Here is a 19,659-nt window from a genome sequence, read left to right as displayed (position 1 = left end):
TCGGCTAGCTCCAGAAAATGGTGTTCACCATATTTGCCCACGCCTCATACTCCGGACCGGTCCAGCCGGTGCCCTCCGGTGCGGCGGGGTCGCGGTGGAAGGCCGTCGGATTGGCGGCCGGCCCCTGGAGCAGCACCTCCCGCAGGGGCTTGGCGCACTGGAAGTTGAGCGCGGACTGCACCCGGTTCAGCCCCCGGTTGAGCTCCCGCGGGTCACCCGGACGCTTGCCCGGGAAGCGGCCCTCGGCGGTGGCGCGCAGCAGATAGAGAGCCAGGTTGGGGGTGGAGAACCAGTTCATGTTGAGTTGTATCTTCCGCCCGCGCTGGTCGCGCACGACCGACGAGCGCTGCCCGGTGGTCGAGAACGAGGCGATCTCCTGATGGGGGATCTGCACAGCGCGGCCGCGCCAGTCGGTGCCGGCGATCAGCGTGGGAGCGTCGATGAGGCTGCAGTTGCGATAGGCGGCCAGGGTATAGCAGCAGTAGCCGATACAGACCAGCGCGAGCGCGGCGATGATCGCTACAGCCTTCAAATCATCAGTCAGGGGCAATGTGACGAAGACGAGGAGCGCCACACCGCAGCCGAACAGGATGACCAGGCCGATTTGGGCCCTCGCGTCGGGGCGCTGGACGGGGTACTCATAGGTGGTTGTCCCCGCCCCGGGCACGGGCTCGGTGATGCGTGCCTTGTCCGGGCGGGCTCCACCGCGCAGGAGGGGTAATGTCAGCAGCACCATGATGATGCTGAGTGCGTAGACGGCGATCATGATGAGTATGCGTGTGGTGCTCATGGATCCTCCTGGGACGCTCGATGATCGCGAGGTGGCCTTGGACTGACGTTTGACAGGTTATGCGCACGAACCGACAGATCGAGCGGTCAAGACGGTGTAGCGGACTGATATCGACCGAGAATACGACTGCATGTCAATGGCCGGTAGTACGCGGTCCCGGACGCCCAGTGATGGCGGTTCGAGGCCCGTCCCGCCGGTGAGCATCCCCATCCCCCTCGCAATCCCATGCGGGGAACACAGAGAGGTGTCCCGACAGTGTTGTCGATCAACTGGAACGACGTCTGGAACGTGGTGGCGAGCCTGCGGCCGCAACTGATCGCCATCGGTGTGGCGCTGCTGGCGGCGCTCATCATCACGATTGTCGCGCGCAGTCTCAACAAGCCGACCCGCAAGCTCGTGCGGTCCACCACCTGGATCGTGGCGGTGGTCGCCATCGCGGTTGCCGTGACCGGCATGATGTACGGCGGTCTGAAGACCATCCTTGACCTTTCCTCCGGCTCCGGCACGCTGACCGAGCAAACCAAGGCCTCCGTCGAAGAACTCGGCAACACGATCTCCGACGAGGGCATGGTTCTGCTGAAGAACGACAATGCCGCGCTGCCGCTCGAAGACGGCTCCGCCATCAACGTGCTCGGCTGGGCCTCCACCAACCCCGTCTACGGCGGCACCGGATCCGGCTCTCTCTCGCCAGACAACCCCACGACCTCTCTACTGGACGGCCTGCACAACGCCGGATTCGAGACCAACACCGAACTGAGTGACCTCTACAACGACTACCGCGCCGAGCGCCCCGAGGTCGGCATGTTCGCCGCCGACTGGACCCTGCCGGAGCCCACCTCCGAGGCGTACACCGACGCCGTCGTGAGCTCCATTCAGGACTTCTCCGACACCTCCGTGGTGACCATCGCCCGCTCCGGCGGGGAGGGCTTCGACCTGCCACTGGACGTCAACGCCGAGGTCGCCGCCAACGACGCCTTCTCCTACACCGACAACTCCACCACCCAGACCGACTTCGCCGACGGGCAGGGCTACCTGGAACTCACCGCCCCCGAGCGCGACCTCATCCAGCTCGCCAAGGACAACTCCGAGACCGTGGTTGTTGTCTACAACGGCGCCAACGCCTTCGACCTGTCCGATCTGGCAGCCGACCCCGAGATTGACGCCATCATCTGGGCCATCCCCGGCGGTCAGGTGGGCTTCAACGCCCTGGGGCGCATCCTCGACGGCGAGGTGAATCCCTCCGCCAAGACCCCCGACACCTTCGCCGCGGACCTGAAGGCTTCTCCGGCCGCCAACAACTTCGGTGATTTCACCTACACCAACATGGAGGAGTACGGCCAGTCCTCGCCCTTCACCGACGCCACCACCTACCCCGCCTTCGTCAACTACGTGGAGGGCATCTACGTCGGCTACCGCTGGTACGAGACGGCGGCCGTCGAGGGCGTCATCGACTACGACGAGGCCGTCACCTATCCCTTCGGCTACGGCCTGTCCTACACGACCTTCACCCAGGAGATGGGGGAGTTCAGCCGCAACGCCGACGGCACGATCAGCCTCGACGTGACCGTCACCAACACCGGAGACACGGCCGGCAAGGACGTCGTGGAGGTCTACTACACCGCGCCCTACACCAATGGCGGTATTGAGAAGTCGGCCGTGAACCTGGCCGCCTACGGCAAGACCGGCCTGCTGGAGCCAGGCGCCTCCGAGACCGTCACCGTCACCTTCGCCGAGGACGACATGGCCTCCTACGACTACCTGAACGCTCGCGCCTATGTGCTCGAGGCCGGCGACTACACCATTTCCCTGCGCTCGGACTCCCACACGGTGATCGACGAGCAGACCCTCACGGTCGATGCGACCATCACCTACGACTCCGACGACAACACGCACAGCGGTGACGCCATCGTCGCCACCAACCAGTTCGACGCCGCCGCCGGTGACGTCACCTACCTCTCCCGGGCGGACTCCTTCGCCAACTACGAGGAGGCCACCGGCGCCCCGGCCAGCCTGGAGATGTCGGAGGAGCACCGGGCGGCCTTCGTCGCCAACTCCAACTACGACTCCACCGCCTTCGATGACGACTCCGACCAGATGCCCACCACCGGCGCCGACAACGGCCTGGTCCTGGGTGACATGTACGGCCTGGACTACGACGATCCCAAGTGGGACCAGCTGCTCGACCAGCTGTCCGTCGCCGACATGAACAGCCTGATCGCCAACGGCGGCTACGGTTCCGTGGCCGTGGACTCCGTTGGCAAGGTGCGTGTGTCCGACGTGGACGGGCCCGCCTCGCTGAACAACAACTTCACCGGCGTCGGCTCCATCGGCCTGCCGTCGGCGGTGTCCGTCGCCGCCACCTGGAACCAGGAACTGGCGCACGAATTCGGCACCGCCATCGGCACCATGGCCCACGACATGGACGTGGCCGGCTGGTATGCGCCGGCCACCAACACTCACCGCTACGCCTACGCGGGCCGCAACTTCGAGTACTTCTCCGAGGACCCGGTCCTGGCCGGCACCCAGGTCGCCCAGGAGATCCAGGGCGCCAAGGAACTGGGCGTGTACGCCTTCATCAAGCACTTCGCCATGAACGACCAGGAGACCAACCGCACCAACATGCTGGCCACCTGGTCCAACGAACAGGCGATCCGCGAGATCTACCTCAAGCCCTTCGAAATCGGCATCAAGGACGGCGGCGCCGGCGCGGTGATGACCGCCTTCAACTACATCGGCACCACCTATGCCGGAGCACTGCCCGAACTGCAGCAGACCGTGCTGCGTGACGAGTGGGGCTTCCGCGGCATGACGCTGACGGACTACTTCGCCGGCTACGGCTACCAGAACGCCGACCAGCTCACCCGCAACGGCGGTGACATGATGCTCGCCACCACGGACATCACCGTCAACTCCGTGCAGAACACCTCCGCCACCGGAGTGATCGCCATGCGGGAGTCCGCGCACAACATCCTGTACACCGTCGCCAACTCCTGGATATACCAGGACGGTCAGCCGGATGTGCAGCGGGCCTCCTGGGAGTACCTGACCTGGGGCGTCCTGGCCGTGCTCGGCATCGGCCTGCTCGCGCTCGAGGCACTCGCCATCCGCCGCTACCGGCACCGCCGGGCGGAGGCCACCGCCGCCGTCGAGAGCTCCGAGACGAAGTAATCGGCGCGTGGGGCGGGGCGAGGAGGCCGCTTCTCGCCCCGCCCCAGTCGGCGACCCGCACTGGAGCCACACGCTTCGGTACCCAACCCATTCAGACCACCCGTCAAGGTAAGGAACACGCCGTGACCGCCACCGCCTCGGACCTCACCCTTCTAGAGGCAGCCGCCCTCCTCTCGGGCGCCTCCGAATGGGACTCGCGCGCCCTGCCCCAGCGCGGCATCCCCTCCTTCGTCCTGTCCGACGGGCCGCATGGCGTGCGCCGCCAGCTCGGCAGCGGCGACCACCTAGGCATCGCCGCCTCCGAGCCCGCCACCTGCTTCCCGACGGCGGCCACGGTCGCCAACTCCTGGGACCCGGATCTGGCCGAGCAGATGGGCGCCGCGCTCGGACAGGAGGCACTCGCACTCGGCGTGGACGTACTGCTGGGGCCGGGGATGAACATCAAGCGTTCCCCGCTGTGCGGACGCAACTTCGAGTACTACTCCGAGGACCCCATCCTCGCCGGCCGCATGGCCGCCGGCCTCGTCCGCGGCATCCAGTCACGGGGCGTGGCCGCCACCCCGAAGCACTTCGCCGTCAACGGTCAGGAACTGCGCCGCATGGCCTCGGATTCCGTAGTCGACGAGGCCACCATGCGCGAGATCTACCTGACCGCATTCGAGGTCGTCGTGCGCGAGGCGCACCCGCGCGCACTGATGAGCTCCTACAACCGGGTCAACGGCACCTATGCCAACGAGCACCCGCAGCTGCTCACCGACATCCTGCGTCGAGAATGGGGCTTTACGGGGCTGGTGGTCTCCGACTGGGGCGGCTCCAATGACGCCGCGGCGGCCGCCGCGGCCGGCTCCTCCTTGGAGATGCCCGCACCGGGGCTGCACTCCGCACGGGAGGTCGTCGCCGCCGTCGAGGAGGGGCGCATCAGCCGTGAGGCCGTCTACGCGCGGGCCGCCGAGGTCATTGCCATGGCCACGTCCGCGCCCTCGGCCAGGACCGCCCCGGAGGACCGGCCGACCTTCGACGTCGACGCCCACCATGCCCTGGCCCGCCGGGTGGCCGAGGAGTCCATCGTGCTGCTGCGCAACCAGGACGGCATCCTGCCGCTGGCCCCGGGCACACGCGTCGCCGTCATCGGTGACATGGCCTCCACGCCCCGTTACCAGGGCTCGGGCTCCTCGCAGATCAACCCGACCCGGCTGGAGACCACCCTGGAGGAGATTGCCGGTACCGGTCTGGAGCTGGTCGGCTACGCCCAGGGCTACGACCGCCAGGGCAAGCCCGACCAGGCCCTGCTCGACGAGGCGGTCGCCCTGGCCGGGCGGGCGGAGGTGGTACTGGCCTACATCGGGCTGGATGAGCTGTCCGAATCCGAGGGCCTGGATCGCCCCCACATGCGCCTGCCGCAGGCGCAGACCCGGCTGCTTGCCGCCGTCGCCCGTGCCAACCCCAACGTGGTCGCCGTCGTCTCCGCCGGATCCGCGGTGGAAACCGACTGGGAGGAGCACACCCGGGCCGTGGTCCACACCAGTCTGTCCGGGCAGGCCGGTGCCGGCGCTGCACTGCGGGTACTCACCGGCGCGGTCAACCCCTCCGGCCGCCTGGCTGAGAGCTACCCGGTGCGCTACGAGGACAACCCCACCTCCGCCTGGTTCCCGGCCACGGGGGAGCTCGCCCTGTACAAGGACGGCCCCTACGTCGGTTACCGCTACTACACCACCACCGGCACGCCCGTGGCCCACCCGTTCGGCTTCGGACTGTCCTACTCCAGCTTCGAGTACTCCGGGCTGAGCCTGGACAAGGGCGGCGCGCACCTGACGGTCACCAACACCTCCGCCGTCGACGGCACCGAGGTGGTCCAGCTGTACGTCACCGCCCCCGACGGCGTGTGGGGGCCGGACCGCGAGCTGAAGGGCTTCGCGAAGGTCCCCGTGGCGGCGGGGGAGACGGCGACAGTGACCATCCCCTTCGATGACTACACCTTCCGCCGCTACTCGGTGCGCGAGGGGCGCTGGGTGCACCCGGCCGGAACGTGGCGCGTGCGGGTGGGGCGCAACGCCGATGACCTTCCGCTCGAGGCCCCCTGGGAGGTGGACGGCGACCCGGTCGCCCCGGCCGACCCGGCCCTGGGCCACTACCTGGACGGCACCGTCACCGATGCCACCGACGCCGAGTTCGCTGCGCTGCTCGGACGACCTGTGCCGCAGCCGGAGACATCCGGCCGCATCGGCCCCAACAGCCCCATCTCCGACCTCGCCCACGGCCGCAGCCGCATCGGCAAGCTGGCCGTCAAGATCCTGGAACGCCAGAAGGCCAAGGCCGACGCCTCCGGCAAACCCGATCTGAACATCCTGTTCATGCTCAACATGCCGCTGCGCGCCATGGGCAAGATGACCGGCGGCATGGTGTCCGCCGAGATGGTCGACGGCATCGTCGACTTCGCGGGCGGCCGTGGGCTGCACGGCCTGCGCACCATCGTGGGTGGTTTCTTCCGCAACCGGCGCCAGGACAAGGCCACCCAGAGACGGCTTGATGGCCCCCGCTGACTCCGTCGGGCCCGGGGGATACCGGTCCCGCCTCTAATCCATCTAGTTCCCGTCGCTAAAAGAGACAACAGAAACCGAGACCACGCATGAAATCGATCACCGCCTGGTGGCACCGCTTCGAGGAGCGGCACGAGACCATCGCCCAGTTCATCGTCTTCTTCATCCTGTCCAACGGCGTGACCCTGCTGCAGCTGATCCTGATGCCGGTGTTCCGGTGGATCTTCGGATTCACCTCGCTCCAGGGCACCACCTTCCAGTTCCTGCCGGTCGGGTCCTCGGGCGGCAGCCCCGTCTACCTGTTCGACTACGTGGCCGGCCCCATCCAGGCCGACGGCTCCGGCGGTGGTCTTGCCTACTTCCTGGCGGTTGAGATCACCCTGCTGATCGCCCAGGTGATCAACTTCTTCGCCCAGCGCTCCATCACCTTCAAGTCGAACTCCTCCATCTGGAAGGCGGCCTTCTGGTATGCGCTGGCCTACGTGGTCATCACCATCGTGGCCGCCGCCCTCCAGGTGCTGTACAAGGAGCCCATCTACTCCTGGTGCAAGGGCACGCTCGGCGCCTCCACCGGTGAGACCGTGGCGGACGTGGTCACCATGATCATCAACGCGGCCATCTCCTTCTGGGTGTTCTTCCCGATCTTCAAGGTCATCTTCAAGCGCGTGCCCGAGGATGCGGACGCACAGTCGGAAGCAGACACTCAGGCCGGGGTGCCGTCGGTACACTGAGCCGGGCACGGTCCGGTAGGGTCATGCACGTCAATCACCAGGAGCGCCTCGGGCGCGGGTCGGGCGACTGCCCGATGACCGCGGTACGCCGGGACTCCGTCTAACAAGGAGATCCGCACGGTGACCGCTAGCCCGCTCATCACGGTCGTAGTCCCCGCGTATAACGCCGAGGACTGCCTGGGCCGTTGCCTGTCCAGTCTCGTGGCGGCAGATGATGGGAGCGGCGCCCTGGAGATCATCGTCGTCGACGACGGTGCCACGGACGGAACCGGCGCCCTTGCCGACGCCTACGCCGCGGCGCACACGGCCATCGAGGTCATCCATCAGGAGAACAAGGGGCACGGCGGTGCCATAAACACCGGGGTCGCCGCGTCCCGGGGTACCTGGCTGAAGGTGTGCGACGCTGATGACGCCATCGATCCCGGCGCCCTGCGCACCCTGCTCGCGGCCCTGCGCTCGTGGCAACGGGACGGCAACGAGCCGGACCTGGTGGTTACCAACTTCGTGTACGTCCGTGAGGGCACGCCCGCCTGGTACCGGCTCCGCCACGGACCCGCCCGCCGGGGCCCGCGGGGGATCAGGCCCGGCCGCCACGTCGTGCGCTTCCGGGGGCTGCTCCCGAGCGGACGCATTGGCGGCTGGGACGACGTCGGACGCTTCCGCCCCGACCAGTACCTCATGATGCACTCCCTCGCCTACCGACGGGAGGTGCTGGAGCGCTCCGGAATGCGGCTGCCCGAGCACTGCTTCTACGTGGACAACCTGTTCGCCTTCGAACCGCTACGCCACGTGCGCACGCTGACCTACCTGGACCTGGACCTGTACTACTACACGGTTGGGCGGGCCGGGCAGTCGGTCGCCGACGACGTGATCGTGGCACGCCTGGACCAGCACGACCGGGTGAACGCGCTCATGCTGGAGGCGATGCCCCACGAGGGCGACGTGCCGAAAGCACTGCTGCGCTACCTGGTGCACATCTACACCATGAGCGCGGTGGTGATCACGACCATGGCGCTGCGCTCGGGTACGCCCCGCAATATCGCCATAAAGCAGCAGCTCTGGGAACGTCTGGATGCCACGCGCCCCGACGTGGCCCGGCGGGTGCGCCGCTCCGTCATGGGACGGCTGATGACGCTGCCGGGGCGCCCCGGGGACTGGGTGCCGGTGGCCGGTTACAAGGTGGCTCGCCGAGTACTGGCCCTGAACTGAGAACGGGACCGGAGCCTTCCTTGGGGCCGGGAGTGGGGCTTCACCACACCCCAAACACAGGATCACAACGCCCGACCTCGGTACGTAGCCTCTACAGGTCTCGGTGTGTTACCGATGCCGGTCTCGGTGAGGGAGCGCGGTGGGGATCGGCAGCAGTACGCGCAGCATGAAGGTGCCTTGTGTACTCTCTCCCGCGGTGACCTGCCCGCCGTAAGCCTCGGCGGCCGCGCGAATGGCGCCGAGGCCGTACCGGTGCGCGCCGCCACTCGCCCCGGCGCGCCGTGGGGGCTCGCCGTCGGTGGACATGACCTGCCCGCGCGCCAGCGGATTCTCCACCTCGATCAGTACGAATCCGCGGCGGGTACGCACATCAACACGGATCCACCGGTCGGCGTCCCCGCTGCTTGAGACCGCGTCCAGGGCGTTGTCCAGAGCGGTGCCAACCAGCGTGGCCAGGTCCGCGGCGGCCATGAAGCCGAGCGCGGCACCATCGGCGATCGTGGTCATGGTGACGCCGGCCTCCGAACAGACCTGCTCCCGGTCGGTCAGAATCACATCGAGCACGGGGCTGCCGGTACGCACGAACACCTCGTAGGGGCGCACGGACGCCTCCAGTTCGCCGAGCCGGTCCAGGCGAATCGTGGGGTCCGGCTCTGCGCGCACCGAAGCGATCATATGCCGCAGGTCGTGGTACTTGCGGTTGACGATGTCGATGGCCCGCTTGGAGGTCAGGTACTGCTCGTACTGTGAGCGCAGCAGCGCCTCGGTGCCGGCAAGTTCGAAGGAAGCCCGGTTTTGCAGGTCCACCTCCCGCTGGGCGTACAGGATGATGAATCCGCACAGATCCACGAGTGTGCGGATGTAGAAGACCTCGGCTCCCAGCCGCCCGGAGAAGGGGGTGGCCGTGCTGAGGAAACTGAGATTGGACATGGCGAAGGTAATAGCGGCGATTGCCGCCGCCCCGGCCACGGTAGCGGTGGTGGGAACGACCTCGCTGCGGAACCGGGGCCGCTCCAGCAGGTAGACGGCCCCGAGCACGACGCCGTCGACGACGATTGCACAGAGCGCCGCCGGCCGCGTGCCGGCATGCCCGTCGAGGAGGAACACCTCCAGTTGCCACTCGAGGGAGGCAACCAGCTCGGCGGCGACGAAGGCTCGCACCACCAGATAGGTGGAGCGTCGCAGCGACCCGTTCAGCGCCAGGTGCAGGATGCTCCACATGGCGGCGACCGCCCCCAGCATGCCGGCCAGCCACAGCGAGATCGGCAGGCGCGCGGCAAGCACCTGGTAGACGCACAGTGCCGGCAGCGCCGCGGTCATCACGGCGGCCCCGCGGCGTCGGGAGTCCTGCGGCCGCCACGTAGCCAGCACGTACAGCAGGCATGCGCCCCACTCGGCCAGCGCCGTCCACAGTCGGGGGATGTCTGGTAGCGCCTCCTGAATCACGTAAGGGTCCCAGATACGTGCTCGGTCAAGGCGCGCATGAACTCCTTCTTACGGGGACGGGAGATGCGCAGCGCCTCGCCGGTGCTCATAACGGAGTCCTGCTCCCGCACTGCTACCACATGGCGCAGGTTGACGATGTAACAGGAGTTCGAACGAAAGAAGCCGTGGGGCGCCAGCTGCGGCTGCATTTGCTTGAGTGATCCGGTAAGAGTGATGACACCGTCGGTCAGGTGCACGTCCAGGCGGTGACCGGAGGATTCCAGGTAGACGATGTCACGCACGTGCACGCGCCGCAGTCCCTGCCCGTCCTTCAGCACGACGCTGGCGTTGTCCTGCCGGCTCAGCATCGCCAGGGCGCGGTTCAGCTCGCGGGCCAGGGAGGCGTAGGGGAAGGGCTTAACCAGGTAGCCGAGGGCGGAGACCTCGTAGCCGTTGATCGCGTACTGCTGTGCGGCGGTGATGAAGATGATGATGACGTCCGGGTCGGTACGACGCACTGCGCGGGCGAGCGCCAGGCCGTCGGTTCCCTCCATCCGGATATCCAGCATGAGGATGTCGTAGACCGGACGGAACCCGTCCAGTAGGGCCTGCCCGTCGTCGAACACGGATATTCGCAGTTCCAGTTCTCGCTCGCGCCCGAAGCGGTCGAGGTAGTCGGACAGGACACGGCGGTGCCGGGCATCGTCTTCAACGACGCCTACGCGGAGTACGGGAGTCGAGCTCGTATTCACTTTCATTGGTGGCTTTATGGTGGTGCTTGGGTACTGTTACCGGAGCGAGGGGAGCTTGACGGAAGGCGGCGTGTCAGGGCCGCGCGTTCGAAGGAGCGCCGAAAGTAACAGTTGAGACCATGCTAGTGTACCGGCGCTGCGGGGAACCGCGGTCTCACCGGAGTCCGCTATCGCTGTGGACACCCACCGGGCCGAATGTTCGTTGGGTATCGGTGTCAGGAGTTACTGGCAGGCGATGGGTGAGGCAATCGTTGAGCTACGACGGAGGGCGCAGGCGTTGCGGGCGGATCTAGTAGTGGTCGGTTCGGGGCTCTTCGGTGCGACGGTCGCCCAGCGTGCCGCCGAGGAGCTGGGTGTGCACGTGGTCGTGGTCGAGCGCCGCGAGCACGTAGGCGGTAATGCCTACTCCTACCGGGATGCGGATACTGGCATCGAGGTGCACCGCTACGGCTCCCACATCTTCCACACCTCCAACGAGCAAGTGTGGGCCTATGCGAACCGCTTCACCGCCTTCAACGACTACCGGCACCACGTCTACGCCAACCACGCAGGCGAGGTCTACCCGCTGCCCATCAACCTGGGCACCATCAACCAGTTCTTCCGCGCCGCCCTCGGCCCGGAGGCGGCCCGAGGGCTGATCGCCGAGCATGCTGCCGAGATCACCGGAGAGCCCGCCAACCTGGAGGAGAAGGCGATCACCCTGATCGGGCGCCCCCTGTATGAGGCCTTCATCCGCGGTTACACCGCCAAGCAGTGGCAGACCGATCCCACCCGGCTGGACGCCTCCATCATCACCCGCCTGCCGGTGCGCCTGAACTACAACAACCGCTACTTCTCCGACCGCCACGAGGGCATTCCCACCGGCGGCTACGGGGCCTGGGTGGGGCGGATGCTGGATCACCCGAGAATCGAGCTGCGGCTGGGGGAGGACTTCCTGGCGGGCGACGGTCCAGTCGGCCGTGACGCCTGCGTGGGGCAGGTGCCGGTGGTCTACACCGGCGCCGTGGACCGCTTCTTCGGTCACCGGCTCGGGGCCCTTACCTGGCGCACCCTCGACTTCGAGACCCGCATCCTGCACACGGGTGATTACCAGGGCGCCGCGGTCATCAACTATCCCGACGCCGAGGTCCCCTACACACGTGTTCACGAGTTCCGCCACTACCACCCCGAGCGCAGCCACCCGGACGACGCCACCGTGATCATGCGGGAGTACTCGCGCATGGCCGGCCCCGACGACGAGCCCTACTACCCGGTGGGGACGTCGGCCGATCGTGAACGTCTGTCCCGCTACCAGCAGTTGGCGGCCGAGTTGGAGGCGCAGCGGATCGTCTTCGGCGGGCGCCTGGGCTCCTATCGGTACTTGGACATGGACCGCACCATCGCGGCGGCACTGGAGTGCTTCGAGCAGGTGGTGCGGGCGTGGTTCCGGGCGTGAGGGGGAGCAGGCGGCGATCCGCTCTGTCTAGATGATGTGCTGGCCGAAGTCACGGTCTTGACACGAGCAGGTCACGATGGTTAGGTGACGTCCAGTTCACTGACTGGCTCGTTGTGAGCGAGTTGATCCCTTGACGCTCTGGAGGTTTATTCGTGGTGGATGCGGATATCCATATCGTCGGCGGTGATCTGGAGATGCTCGCCTCCTCCCTGGAGGAGCTTCGCGACGGGATCGGGGCCCTGGACGTCTCCGGACCCTTGGAGAAGGTCGGCGCGGCCATGCCGGGTTCACTGAGTTCAGGGAGCGCCGGTACCGCCGTGAGCGGGCTGGAGAGCCGCAGGACGTCCCTGGGAGGCCGCTACAGGGATGTGGGTGCTGGCGTCCACCCACCGGAGCAATGACGAGTTCGTGGCCCAGGGTGCTGCAGCGCTGGGGGCCGCCGTCTCAGCGGCCGCAGGTAACCAGTGGGCGCGCGCTAAGGGGCTGATGTGAGGTGGCGATGTGGAGCGAAATCCTGACCTGGAATCCTGAGCCGCTGGTCGATGCCTCGGATGGGCTGAGGAGGCTGCACACCTCCATGGCGGAGATGGGGGATGACGCGCAAGCCGCGAGCTCGCGGGTGGCGTCTAGGGCACCCAGTGTGGAGGCCGCGCTTGGCGCGCTGCGCCGGTGCGCGACCGCTCACAGCGAGATGACCGAGCGGATCGGACTCCTCACGCGTGCCACCGCCGACGCCTGCGAAGGCGTGGCCCAGGTGCGGCGCAGGGTACTCGCCTGTCAGGACTTCGCTGATGCGCACCCCTACCTGACGCTGGGCGCTGACGGCTCGGTGTCGGTGTCCCTTGCCGAGGCGGCCAGTAGCGGCGCCGGGAAGGCCACCGGCAGCGCCGTGGTGGCGGCGGCAGGCCCGGTGAGGATGGTCGCTGTGGGGCTGGGCGGGGCCATGGTGGAAGCCGCCCAGGCGCAGGCCCACGCAGCCGAGCTGGAGGAGATGGTCTCCTCCGCTTTGACGCTGGCCACCCAGGTCGATGAGGACTATGCCACCGTCCTGGCCGGCTCGAGCTATGACAGCCCGGATCACGCCCGGTCGGGACGGAAGTGGACTGACCCTCGGGACAAAGAGGACAGCCGCAGGAACACAGAGGACAGCGCCAGGAAAACGGAGAGTAACCGCAGGAGTGGGAACGAGGATCCTGAGACGCAGGGCAAGACGGAGCTCGGCGACCCGGTTCCCGGGGAGCATGCTGAGATGCCGGGGGTGACTCCCTGGGTCTATCCGGGGGATACGGTCAATGAGGGGTCCGGCCTATACGGAAGTCGGCCAGCAGATCCGTTTGATTATCTTGTCCACGATGCGGCCATGATCGGCGCGGTTGCCAAGGCCTCGGACTGGCCGGACGCGTCAAGAAATCTGCTGCACTACCTGGGGAACAGCGGGGAACCACAGGAACTCGACGCCGACCGTATGCTGGAAGATGTTGACGGGTTGGATACAGCGGCGCAAAAACGCGCCTCGAGGATGGCTGACGAAGCTTTAGACGACGCTCAGGCCTCGGGCGTGACCGGGCCGGTCACCTATCCTTTCACCACCAAGTGGGAGGGGTACTACATCAGAGCCGAGGAGGATCAGAACTGGTTCTATGCCACGGGCGGCTGCAACTACGCTACGGATGGGACCGTCACGGTCTACCCGCCCACGGCAGACAACCCGGAATGGACCTACTCCTATGACTACCGTGTGCACGTGGCCGACCGATACAACTGGGATGGCAACAAGTCGACGCAGATCGGTCCTTTCGATGTCAGCGATAGCCAGCTCCAGGAGCTGCACCGCGCTGGGTTGGCCCAGGAGTATGACATGTCGGGTGAGTCGTCGGTTATGCATGGGAGTGGGTCGTGAGTGGGGGTGATGTGTGGTGAGGCGTCCGGTTTTGGCCGGTGAGGAGGTGACCGGCCGGCAGGTGCTCGTCATTGTTGCCGTGTTGGTGGGTATTGGGGTGTTCTGGGTGCTTTTCACCGTGGGGTATTTGTTTCTTTCGAGTGTGCAGGTTGAGAGGTCGGAGGCTAGGGCGTCTGCGTCCGCCAGTGCCGCTGGGGTGCAGGTGGGGGCGCCGTGTCCGGCGGATGTGGAGCACCTGGATGAGATTCTGGCTGTCGGGCAGGGTAATAGTTTGCCGGAGGGTGCTGAGGTGGTGTCGGTTGAGCCCGCGGTGAATTTTGCGGATGCCATCCCGGGTGGGTGGGGCTACGTTATTGAGTTCACGGCCAGTGACCAGGCCATCCGCGACTACATTACGGATCGTGTCGGTTATAACGGTGACTACATTGATGACGACCCGATGGCCGATCCTAATGCTGACGGCGCCGAGGACGTGGATCTCAGTGGGGTGACCGATCCATGGGAGGCTGGTTTTGGGAACGCGCACCTCTTTCTCGAGCGTCCTTTGGGTCGTGGGTGGCTAGTGATCCGCGGGGCGGCAGGTGACATTACATGTCGGGTGAGTCGTCGGTTATGCATGGGAGTGGGTCGTGAGTGGGGGTGATGTGTGGTGAGGCGTCCGGTTTTGGCCGGTGAGGAGGTGACCGGCCGGCAGGTGCTCGTCATTGTTGCCGTGTTGGTGGGTATTGGGGTGTTCTGGGTGCTTTTCACCGTGGGGTATTTGTTTCTTTCGAGTGTGCAGGTTGAGAGGTCGGAGGCTAGGGCGTCTGCGTCCGCCAGTGCCGCTGGGGTGCAGGTGGGGGCGCCGTGTCCGGCGGATGTGGAGCACCTGGATGAGATTCTGGCTGTCGGGCAGGGTAATAGTTTGCCGGAGGGTGCTGAGGTGGTGTCGGTTGAGCCCGCGGTGAATTTTGCGGAGGCCTACCCGGGTGGGTGGGGCTACGTTATTGAGTTCACGGCCAGTGACCAGGCCATCCGCGACTATACGGAGACTTATACTATGGTCTCTGGCAATCTTATCGAGAAGCACGCGGAGGCGACGCATGTGTCGATGACTGATGGGCTTGAAGATATTGACCTAAGTAACATATCCAACCCGATGAGTACTGATTTTGGGAACGCTACACTGGTTCTTGAGCGTCCTTTGGGGCGCGGGTGGCTCGTGATCCGTGAGGGCAGCATGTGACGGGCTTGCCGTCGGGCATCACACCCATGCCGGCACGGCAGCCCGCCCACCGCGTGGGAGACTTGGCGTAGGTTTCTGTCCCGCGCCCCGGGACGCAGGTCCGAGGGCGCCGTAATGGAAGGCTTCCGTGTCACCGATCCCTACGTCCGAGCAGGCCACAAGCGTCGCCCCCGCGTCCACCGAGCAGGCCCAGATCCGCAACTTCTCGATCATCGCGCACATCGACCACGGCAAGTCCACCCTGGCGGACCGCATGCTCCAGGCCACCGGCGTCGTCGCCCCGCGCGACATGCGCGCCCAGTACCTGGACCGCATGGACATCGAACGCGAACGCGGCATCACCATCAAGTCCCAGGCCGTGCGCATGCCCTGGGCGGTGACCGGGGAGGACGGCGTCACGCGCGCCTACGCGCTGAACATGATCGACACCCCCGGGCACGTCGACTTCTCCTACGAGGTCAACCGGTCCCTGGCGGCCTGTGAGGGCGCCGTCCTGCTGGTGGACGCGGCCCAGGGCATCCAGGCCCAGACCCTGGCCAACCTGTACATGGCCATTGAGGGCGACTTGACGATCATCCCGGTGCTCAACAAGATCGATCTGCCGGCCGCCGAGCCGGAACGGCACGCCGCGGAGATCGCCTCCTTGATCGGTTGCGAGCCCGAAGAGGTGCTGCGCGTGTCCGGCAAGACCGGGGCGGGCGTTCCCGAGCTACTGGACCGGATCGTCGAGGCCGTCCCGCCGCCGTCCGGCGACCCCGACGGCGCCGCCCGAGCCATGATCTTCGACTCCGTCTACGACGTCTACCGGGGCGTGGTCACCTACGTGCGCGTCGTCGACGGTGCCCTGAAGTCGCGCGAGCGCATCAAGATGGTGTCCACCGACGCCGTCCACGACCTGCTGGAGATCGGCGTCATCAGTCCCGAGCCGGCTCCCACCCAGGGACTGCGCGCCGGTGAGGTCGGCTACCTGATCACCGGCGTGAAGGACGTGCGCCAGTCCAAGGTCGGCGACACCGTCACCTCCGCAGCCGCCCCGGCCACCGAGCCGCTGTCCGGCTACCAGGACCCCAAGCCCATGGTGTTTTCCGGGCTGTTCCCCGTGGACGGCTCCGACTTCCCGGCGCTGCGCGACGCCCTGGACAAGCTCAAGCTCAACGACGCCGCCCTCACCTACGAGCCGGAGACCTCGGTGGCGCTGGGCTTCGGCTTCCGCTGCGGCTACCTCGGCCTGCTGCATTTGGAGATCATCCGCGAGCGCCTGGAGCGCGAGTTCAACCTGGACATCATCTCCACCGCCCCATCCGTGGTCTACGAGGTCACCATGGAGGACCGCAGCGTGCACACGGTCACCAATCCGAGTGAGTTCCCCGAGGGCAAGGTCCGCGACGTCCAAGAACCGGTGGTGCGCGCCACCATCTTGACCCCCAGCGAGTTCATCGGCCCGATCATGGAACTGTGCCAGGCCCGGCGCGGCACCATGCTCGGCATGGACTACCTGTCCGAGACGCGCGTGGAGATGCGCTACCGACTTCCGCTGGCGGAGATCGTCTTCGACTTCTTCGACGCCCTGAAGTCCCGCACCCGCGGTTACGCTTCCCTGGACTACGAGCCCGACGGCACCCAGAGCGCCGACCTGACCAAGGTGGACATCCTGCTGAACGGGGAGCGGGTGGACGCCTTCAGCGCCATCGTCCACAAGGACTCCGCCTACTCCTACGGGCAGAAGATGACCCGCAGGCTCAAGGAACTCATTCCCCGCCAGCAGTTCGAGGTGCCTGTGCAGGCCGCCGTCGGCAGTCGCATCATCGCCCGCGAGACCATTCGCGCCCTGCGCAAGGACATGCTCGCCAAGTGCTACGGCGGCGACATCACCCGTAAGCGGAAGCTGTTGGAGAAGCAGAAGGAGGGCAAGAAGCGCATGAAGGCCGTCGGCCGCGTGGAGGTCCCCCAGGAGGCCTTCATCGCCGTGCTGGGCGCGGATCAGCCCACCGGCAAGTAGCCGTCGGCGGCAATGCAGTAAGAACACCAGCGGAAGGAGACGGTCCCGTGCCGCAGCAGCATCCACCCCGCTCGCATGCCATCCACGCCCGCGTGCGCTCCTACTCGCGGGCCGGGGGTCGCCTGACCGACTCACAGGCTCGCGCCTTGGAGCGTTACGGGGACCGCTACGTCATCGACGTGCCCCGCGCTGACGCGATCCGCACCGTCGATCCGGCCTTCCGCCTGGACCCGGCCGCCGCCTTCGGCCATGTCGGCCAGCTGCGTCCACTGATCGTGGAGGTGGGCTCCGGGGCGGGGGAGGTGATTCTCGCGCATGCCGCCGCCCATCCGGGGGTGGATTACCTGGCGGTGGAGGCGTGGGAGACGGCGATCGCCAAGCTGGTGGCCGGTGCCGCCAAGGCCGGTCTGCGCAATCTGCGGGTGGTGCCCGCCGACGCGGCCCAACTGCTGGCCACTGCCCTGCCGGTGGGCTGCGCCAGCGAGGTTTGGGTGTTCTTCCCGGACCCATGGCGCAAGCCCAGGCACCGCAAGCGGCGCCTGGTCACGGCCGCCTTCGCCGACTCCGTGGCCCGGGTACTGCGACCCGGCGGGGTGTGGCGGCTGGCCACCGACTGGGCGGACTACGCCTGGCAGATGCGCGACGTGCTGGAGGCCGCCTCCGCCCTGCCCGAGGGCCTGGAGGCGGACTGCACCGGCCCCTACTTCCGTTTCCCCGACGCCGGGGCCCGCCCGGACCTGGGTGCCGACACCGCCGAGGAGGGCAGCCTGGGTAATGGCTTCGACCCCGGCTCCCCGGCCGGTGTGCGCGGCGGCTGGTCGCCGCGCTATCCGGGCCGGGTGCTGACCCGGTTTGAGGAGAAGGGCATCCGTGCTGGCCGCACCATCCGTGACCTGACCGCGGTTCGCACCGGTGAGATGTGGGTACCGCTCCGGCGTGAGGCGGTGGCGCTTTGAGCCCTGCCCAGCCCGACGGCGCACCCCTGCCCGGCGCGGCCGATTTGCCGGCGCAGATCCGGGCGGCGGACACCGGGGAAGAGGCGGGCCGGGAACGCCCCTTCTCGGTGTACCTGCATGTGCCCTACTGCCGGGTGCGCTGCGGCTACTGTGACTTCAACACCTACACGAACCTGTCCATGGGCGGCGGGGCCTCGGCGGGGGATTACGTGGACACACTCGCCGGCGAGCTGCGTCTGGCCCGCACCGCGATGGAGCGGGTCGGCCTGCCGCAGCGGGCGGCACGAACCGTGTTCGTCGGCGGCGGTACCCCCACCATGCTGCCGGCCGGGGACCTGGCCCGCATGCTGACCTTGGTGCGGGACGCTTGGGGCCTGGCCGACGGCGCGGAGGTGACTACGGAGGCCAATCCGGAGACCGTGGACGAGCGCTACCTGGCGGCCCTGGCGCAGGCCGGCTTCACCCGGGTGTCCTTCGGTATGCAGTCCGCGGTGCCGCAGGTGCTGTGCACCCTGGACCGGGCCCACACCCCCGAGCGGGTGCCGCAGGTGGTGTCATGGGCGCGGCGGGCCGGACTGGCCACGAGCCTGGACCTGATCTACGGCACGCCGGGGGAGTCCCTGGACGACTGGCGCCGCTCGCTTGAGGCGGCGGTGGAGATCGGCCCGGACCATTTGAGCGCCTACGCCCTGGTGATCGAGGAGGGCACGCGCATGTGGACCCAGGTGCGCCGCGGCGAATTGCCCCTGCCCACCGACGACGACGAGGCGGCCAAGTACGAGTTGGCCGATGCGGTGCTGGGCCGTGCCGGCTACGCGTGGTACGAGATCTCCAACTGGGCGCGGCCCGGGCACGAGTGCGTGCACAACCAGGCCTACTGGCGCGACTGGGACTGGTGGGGCGCCGGCCCGGGGGCACACAGCCACCTGGGGGACGTGCGCATGTGGAACGCCAAGCATCCGGTGGCCTGGGCCGGACAGGTGACGGCCGGGAGACTGCCCGTCGCGGGGCATGAGGTCATCGATGCCGACTCGCGAGAACTGGAGCGGGTCATGCTCGGCATTCGCATGCGGGAGGGTCTGGAGTTGCGGAGTCTGACGCGGCCGGGGGAGGCCGCGACGGCGTCGGGAACCCCGCGGCGGCTCGTGCCGGTGGTGGGAGGCTTCGTGGCACAGGGCCTGCTCGAGGGTGCCGCGGCCATGGCCGGACGCGCCGTACTGACCCTGCGGGGACGGCTCATGGCCGACACGGTCACCCGCGGCTTGGTTTAGTGATCTGGCTACTCCGGTGTGAGTGCAGCGCGGAGACGCGCTCGGACGCAGAAGTATGTTCTCGGGATGATGCGGTCATACTCGGGTTGGAAAGAACATCATTGTGTCGACTGGACCGTCCTTGCTATCAGGGTGAGCCTTCCGGGGCCGAAAGAGCAGTAACGCCACGGTTCCGAGTCGGGCGTTGCAACGTGGTTTGGATCATGAAACACAAGACAAAGCGCCGACCATGCCGATTAGGGCAGCGCCATCACTGATAGG

General features: G+C 67.2%; 15 protein-coding genes. 12 read left to right on the top strand and 3 right to left on the bottom strand.

Going from position 1 to position 19,659, the window contains the following annotated elements:
• Nucleotides 1–4 precede the first annotated feature (4 nt).
• On the bottom strand, nt 5–790 hold the full coding sequence (locus C3B71_RS08940; RefSeq protein WP_108967512.1) for a hypothetical protein: 786 nt from the start codon (nt 788–790) through the stop codon (nt 5–7).
• 255 nt (nt 791–1,045) lie between these two features.
• Between C3B71_RS08940 and C3B71_RS08935 the strand changes: the two genes are divergently transcribed.
• From C3B71_RS08935 to C3B71_RS08920, 4 genes are all read left to right on the top strand, one after another.
• On the top strand, nt 1,046–3,958 hold the full coding sequence (locus tag C3B71_RS08935) for a glycoside hydrolase family 3 protein (protein WP_108967510.1): 2,913 nt from the start codon (nt 1,046–1,048) through the stop codon (nt 3,956–3,958).
• Between the two features lie 122 nt (nt 3,959–4,080).
• Nucleotides 4,081–6,498, top strand: coding sequence for a glycoside hydrolase family 3 C-terminal domain-containing protein (locus C3B71_RS08930; protein ID WP_108967507.1), 2,418 nt, complete (start codon nt 4,081–4,083; stop codon nt 6,496–6,498).
• A gap of 86 nt (nt 6,499–6,584) precedes the next feature.
• Nucleotides 6,585–7,226, top strand: coding sequence for a hypothetical protein (locus C3B71_RS08925; protein WP_073331474.1), 642 nt, complete (start codon nt 6,585–6,587; stop codon nt 7,224–7,226).
• 120 nt (nt 7,227–7,346) lie between these two features.
• On the top strand, nt 7,347–8,435 hold the full coding sequence (locus tag C3B71_RS08920) for a glycosyltransferase family 2 protein (RefSeq protein WP_159097669.1): 1,089 nt from the start codon (nt 7,347–7,349) through the stop codon (nt 8,433–8,435).
• A 108-nt stretch (nt 8,436–8,543) separates the two neighbouring features.
• Here the strand turns inward: C3B71_RS08920 and C3B71_RS08915 are convergent, their stop codons facing one another.
• Nucleotides 8,544–9,881 carry a GHKL domain-containing protein gene (locus tag C3B71_RS08915; RefSeq protein ID WP_108967502.1) on the bottom strand — a complete coding sequence of 446 codons (1,338 nt, stop codon included), beginning with the start codon at nt 9,879–9,881 and terminating at the stop codon, nt 8,544–8,546.
• On the bottom strand, nt 9,878–10,618 hold the full coding sequence (locus C3B71_RS08910; RefSeq protein WP_073331480.1) for a LytR/AlgR family response regulator transcription factor: 741 nt from the start codon (nt 10,616–10,618) through the stop codon (nt 9,878–9,880). The genes C3B71_RS08915 and C3B71_RS08910 overlap by 4 nt, the downstream gene beginning before the upstream one ends.
• A gap of 229 nt (nt 10,619–10,847) precedes the next feature.
• On the opposite strand from C3B71_RS08910, the gene glf reads away from it, so the two are divergent.
• The 8 genes from glf to hemW all read left to right on the top strand — a co-directional run bounded on the left by glf (nt 10,848) and on the right by hemW (nt 19,398).
• On the top strand, nt 10,848–12,047 hold the full coding sequence (glf, locus tag C3B71_RS08905) for a UDP-galactopyranose mutase (RefSeq protein ID WP_181574865.1): 1,200 nt from the start codon (nt 10,848–10,850) through the stop codon (nt 12,045–12,047).
• A gap of 152 nt (nt 12,048–12,199) precedes the next feature.
• The gene (locus C3B71_RS08900) at nt 12,200–12,448 is read left to right on the top strand and encodes a hypothetical protein (protein WP_108967496.1); all 249 of its coding nucleotides are present in this window, start codon (nt 12,200–12,202) and stop codon (nt 12,446–12,448) included.
• A gap of 98 nt (nt 12,449–12,546) precedes the next feature.
• On the top strand, nt 12,547–13,947 hold the full coding sequence (locus tag C3B71_RS08895) for a hypothetical protein (protein ID WP_234415863.1): 1,401 nt from the start codon (nt 12,547–12,549) through the stop codon (nt 13,945–13,947).
• Nucleotides 13,948–13,978: 31 nt separating this feature from the next.
• Nucleotides 13,979–14,590: a hypothetical protein gene (locus tag C3B71_RS16160; RefSeq protein ID WP_199912483.1), complete on the top strand. Its 612-nt coding sequence runs from the start codon at nt 13,979–13,981 to the stop codon at nt 14,588–14,590.
• A gap of 21 nt (nt 14,591–14,611) precedes the next feature.
• Nucleotides 14,612–15,172 carry a hypothetical protein gene (locus C3B71_RS08885; RefSeq protein ID WP_234415862.1) on the top strand — a complete coding sequence of 187 codons (561 nt, stop codon included), beginning with the start codon at nt 14,612–14,614 and terminating at the stop codon, nt 15,170–15,172.
• Between the two features lie 127 nt (nt 15,173–15,299).
• A complete protein-coding gene (gene lepA / locus C3B71_RS08880) occupies nt 15,300–17,171 on the top strand; it encodes a translation elongation factor 4 (RefSeq protein WP_108967494.1) in 1,872 nt (623 codons plus the stop codon).
• Nucleotides 17,172–17,218: 47 nt separating this feature from the next.
• Entirely contained in the window at nt 17,219–18,127 is a 909-nt protein-coding gene (trmB, locus tag C3B71_RS08875) for a tRNA (guanosine(46)-N7)-methyltransferase TrmB (RefSeq protein WP_073331488.1), read from the top strand.
• On the top strand, nt 18,124–19,398 hold the full coding sequence (hemW, locus tag C3B71_RS08870) for a radical SAM family heme chaperone HemW (protein WP_108967491.1): 1,275 nt from the start codon (nt 18,124–18,126) through the stop codon (nt 19,396–19,398). The genes trmB and hemW overlap by 4 nt, the downstream gene beginning before the upstream one ends.
• The last annotated feature ends 261 nt before the right edge of the window (nt 19,399–19,659 follow it).

It is taken from the genome of Actinomyces sp. Z16 (assembly GCF_003111765.1).
Lineage (GTDB): Bacteria > Actinomycetota > Actinomycetes > Actinomycetales > Actinomycetaceae > Actinomyces > Actinomyces glycerinitolerans.
This window is presented reverse-complemented; position numbering and strand designations above follow the sequence as displayed.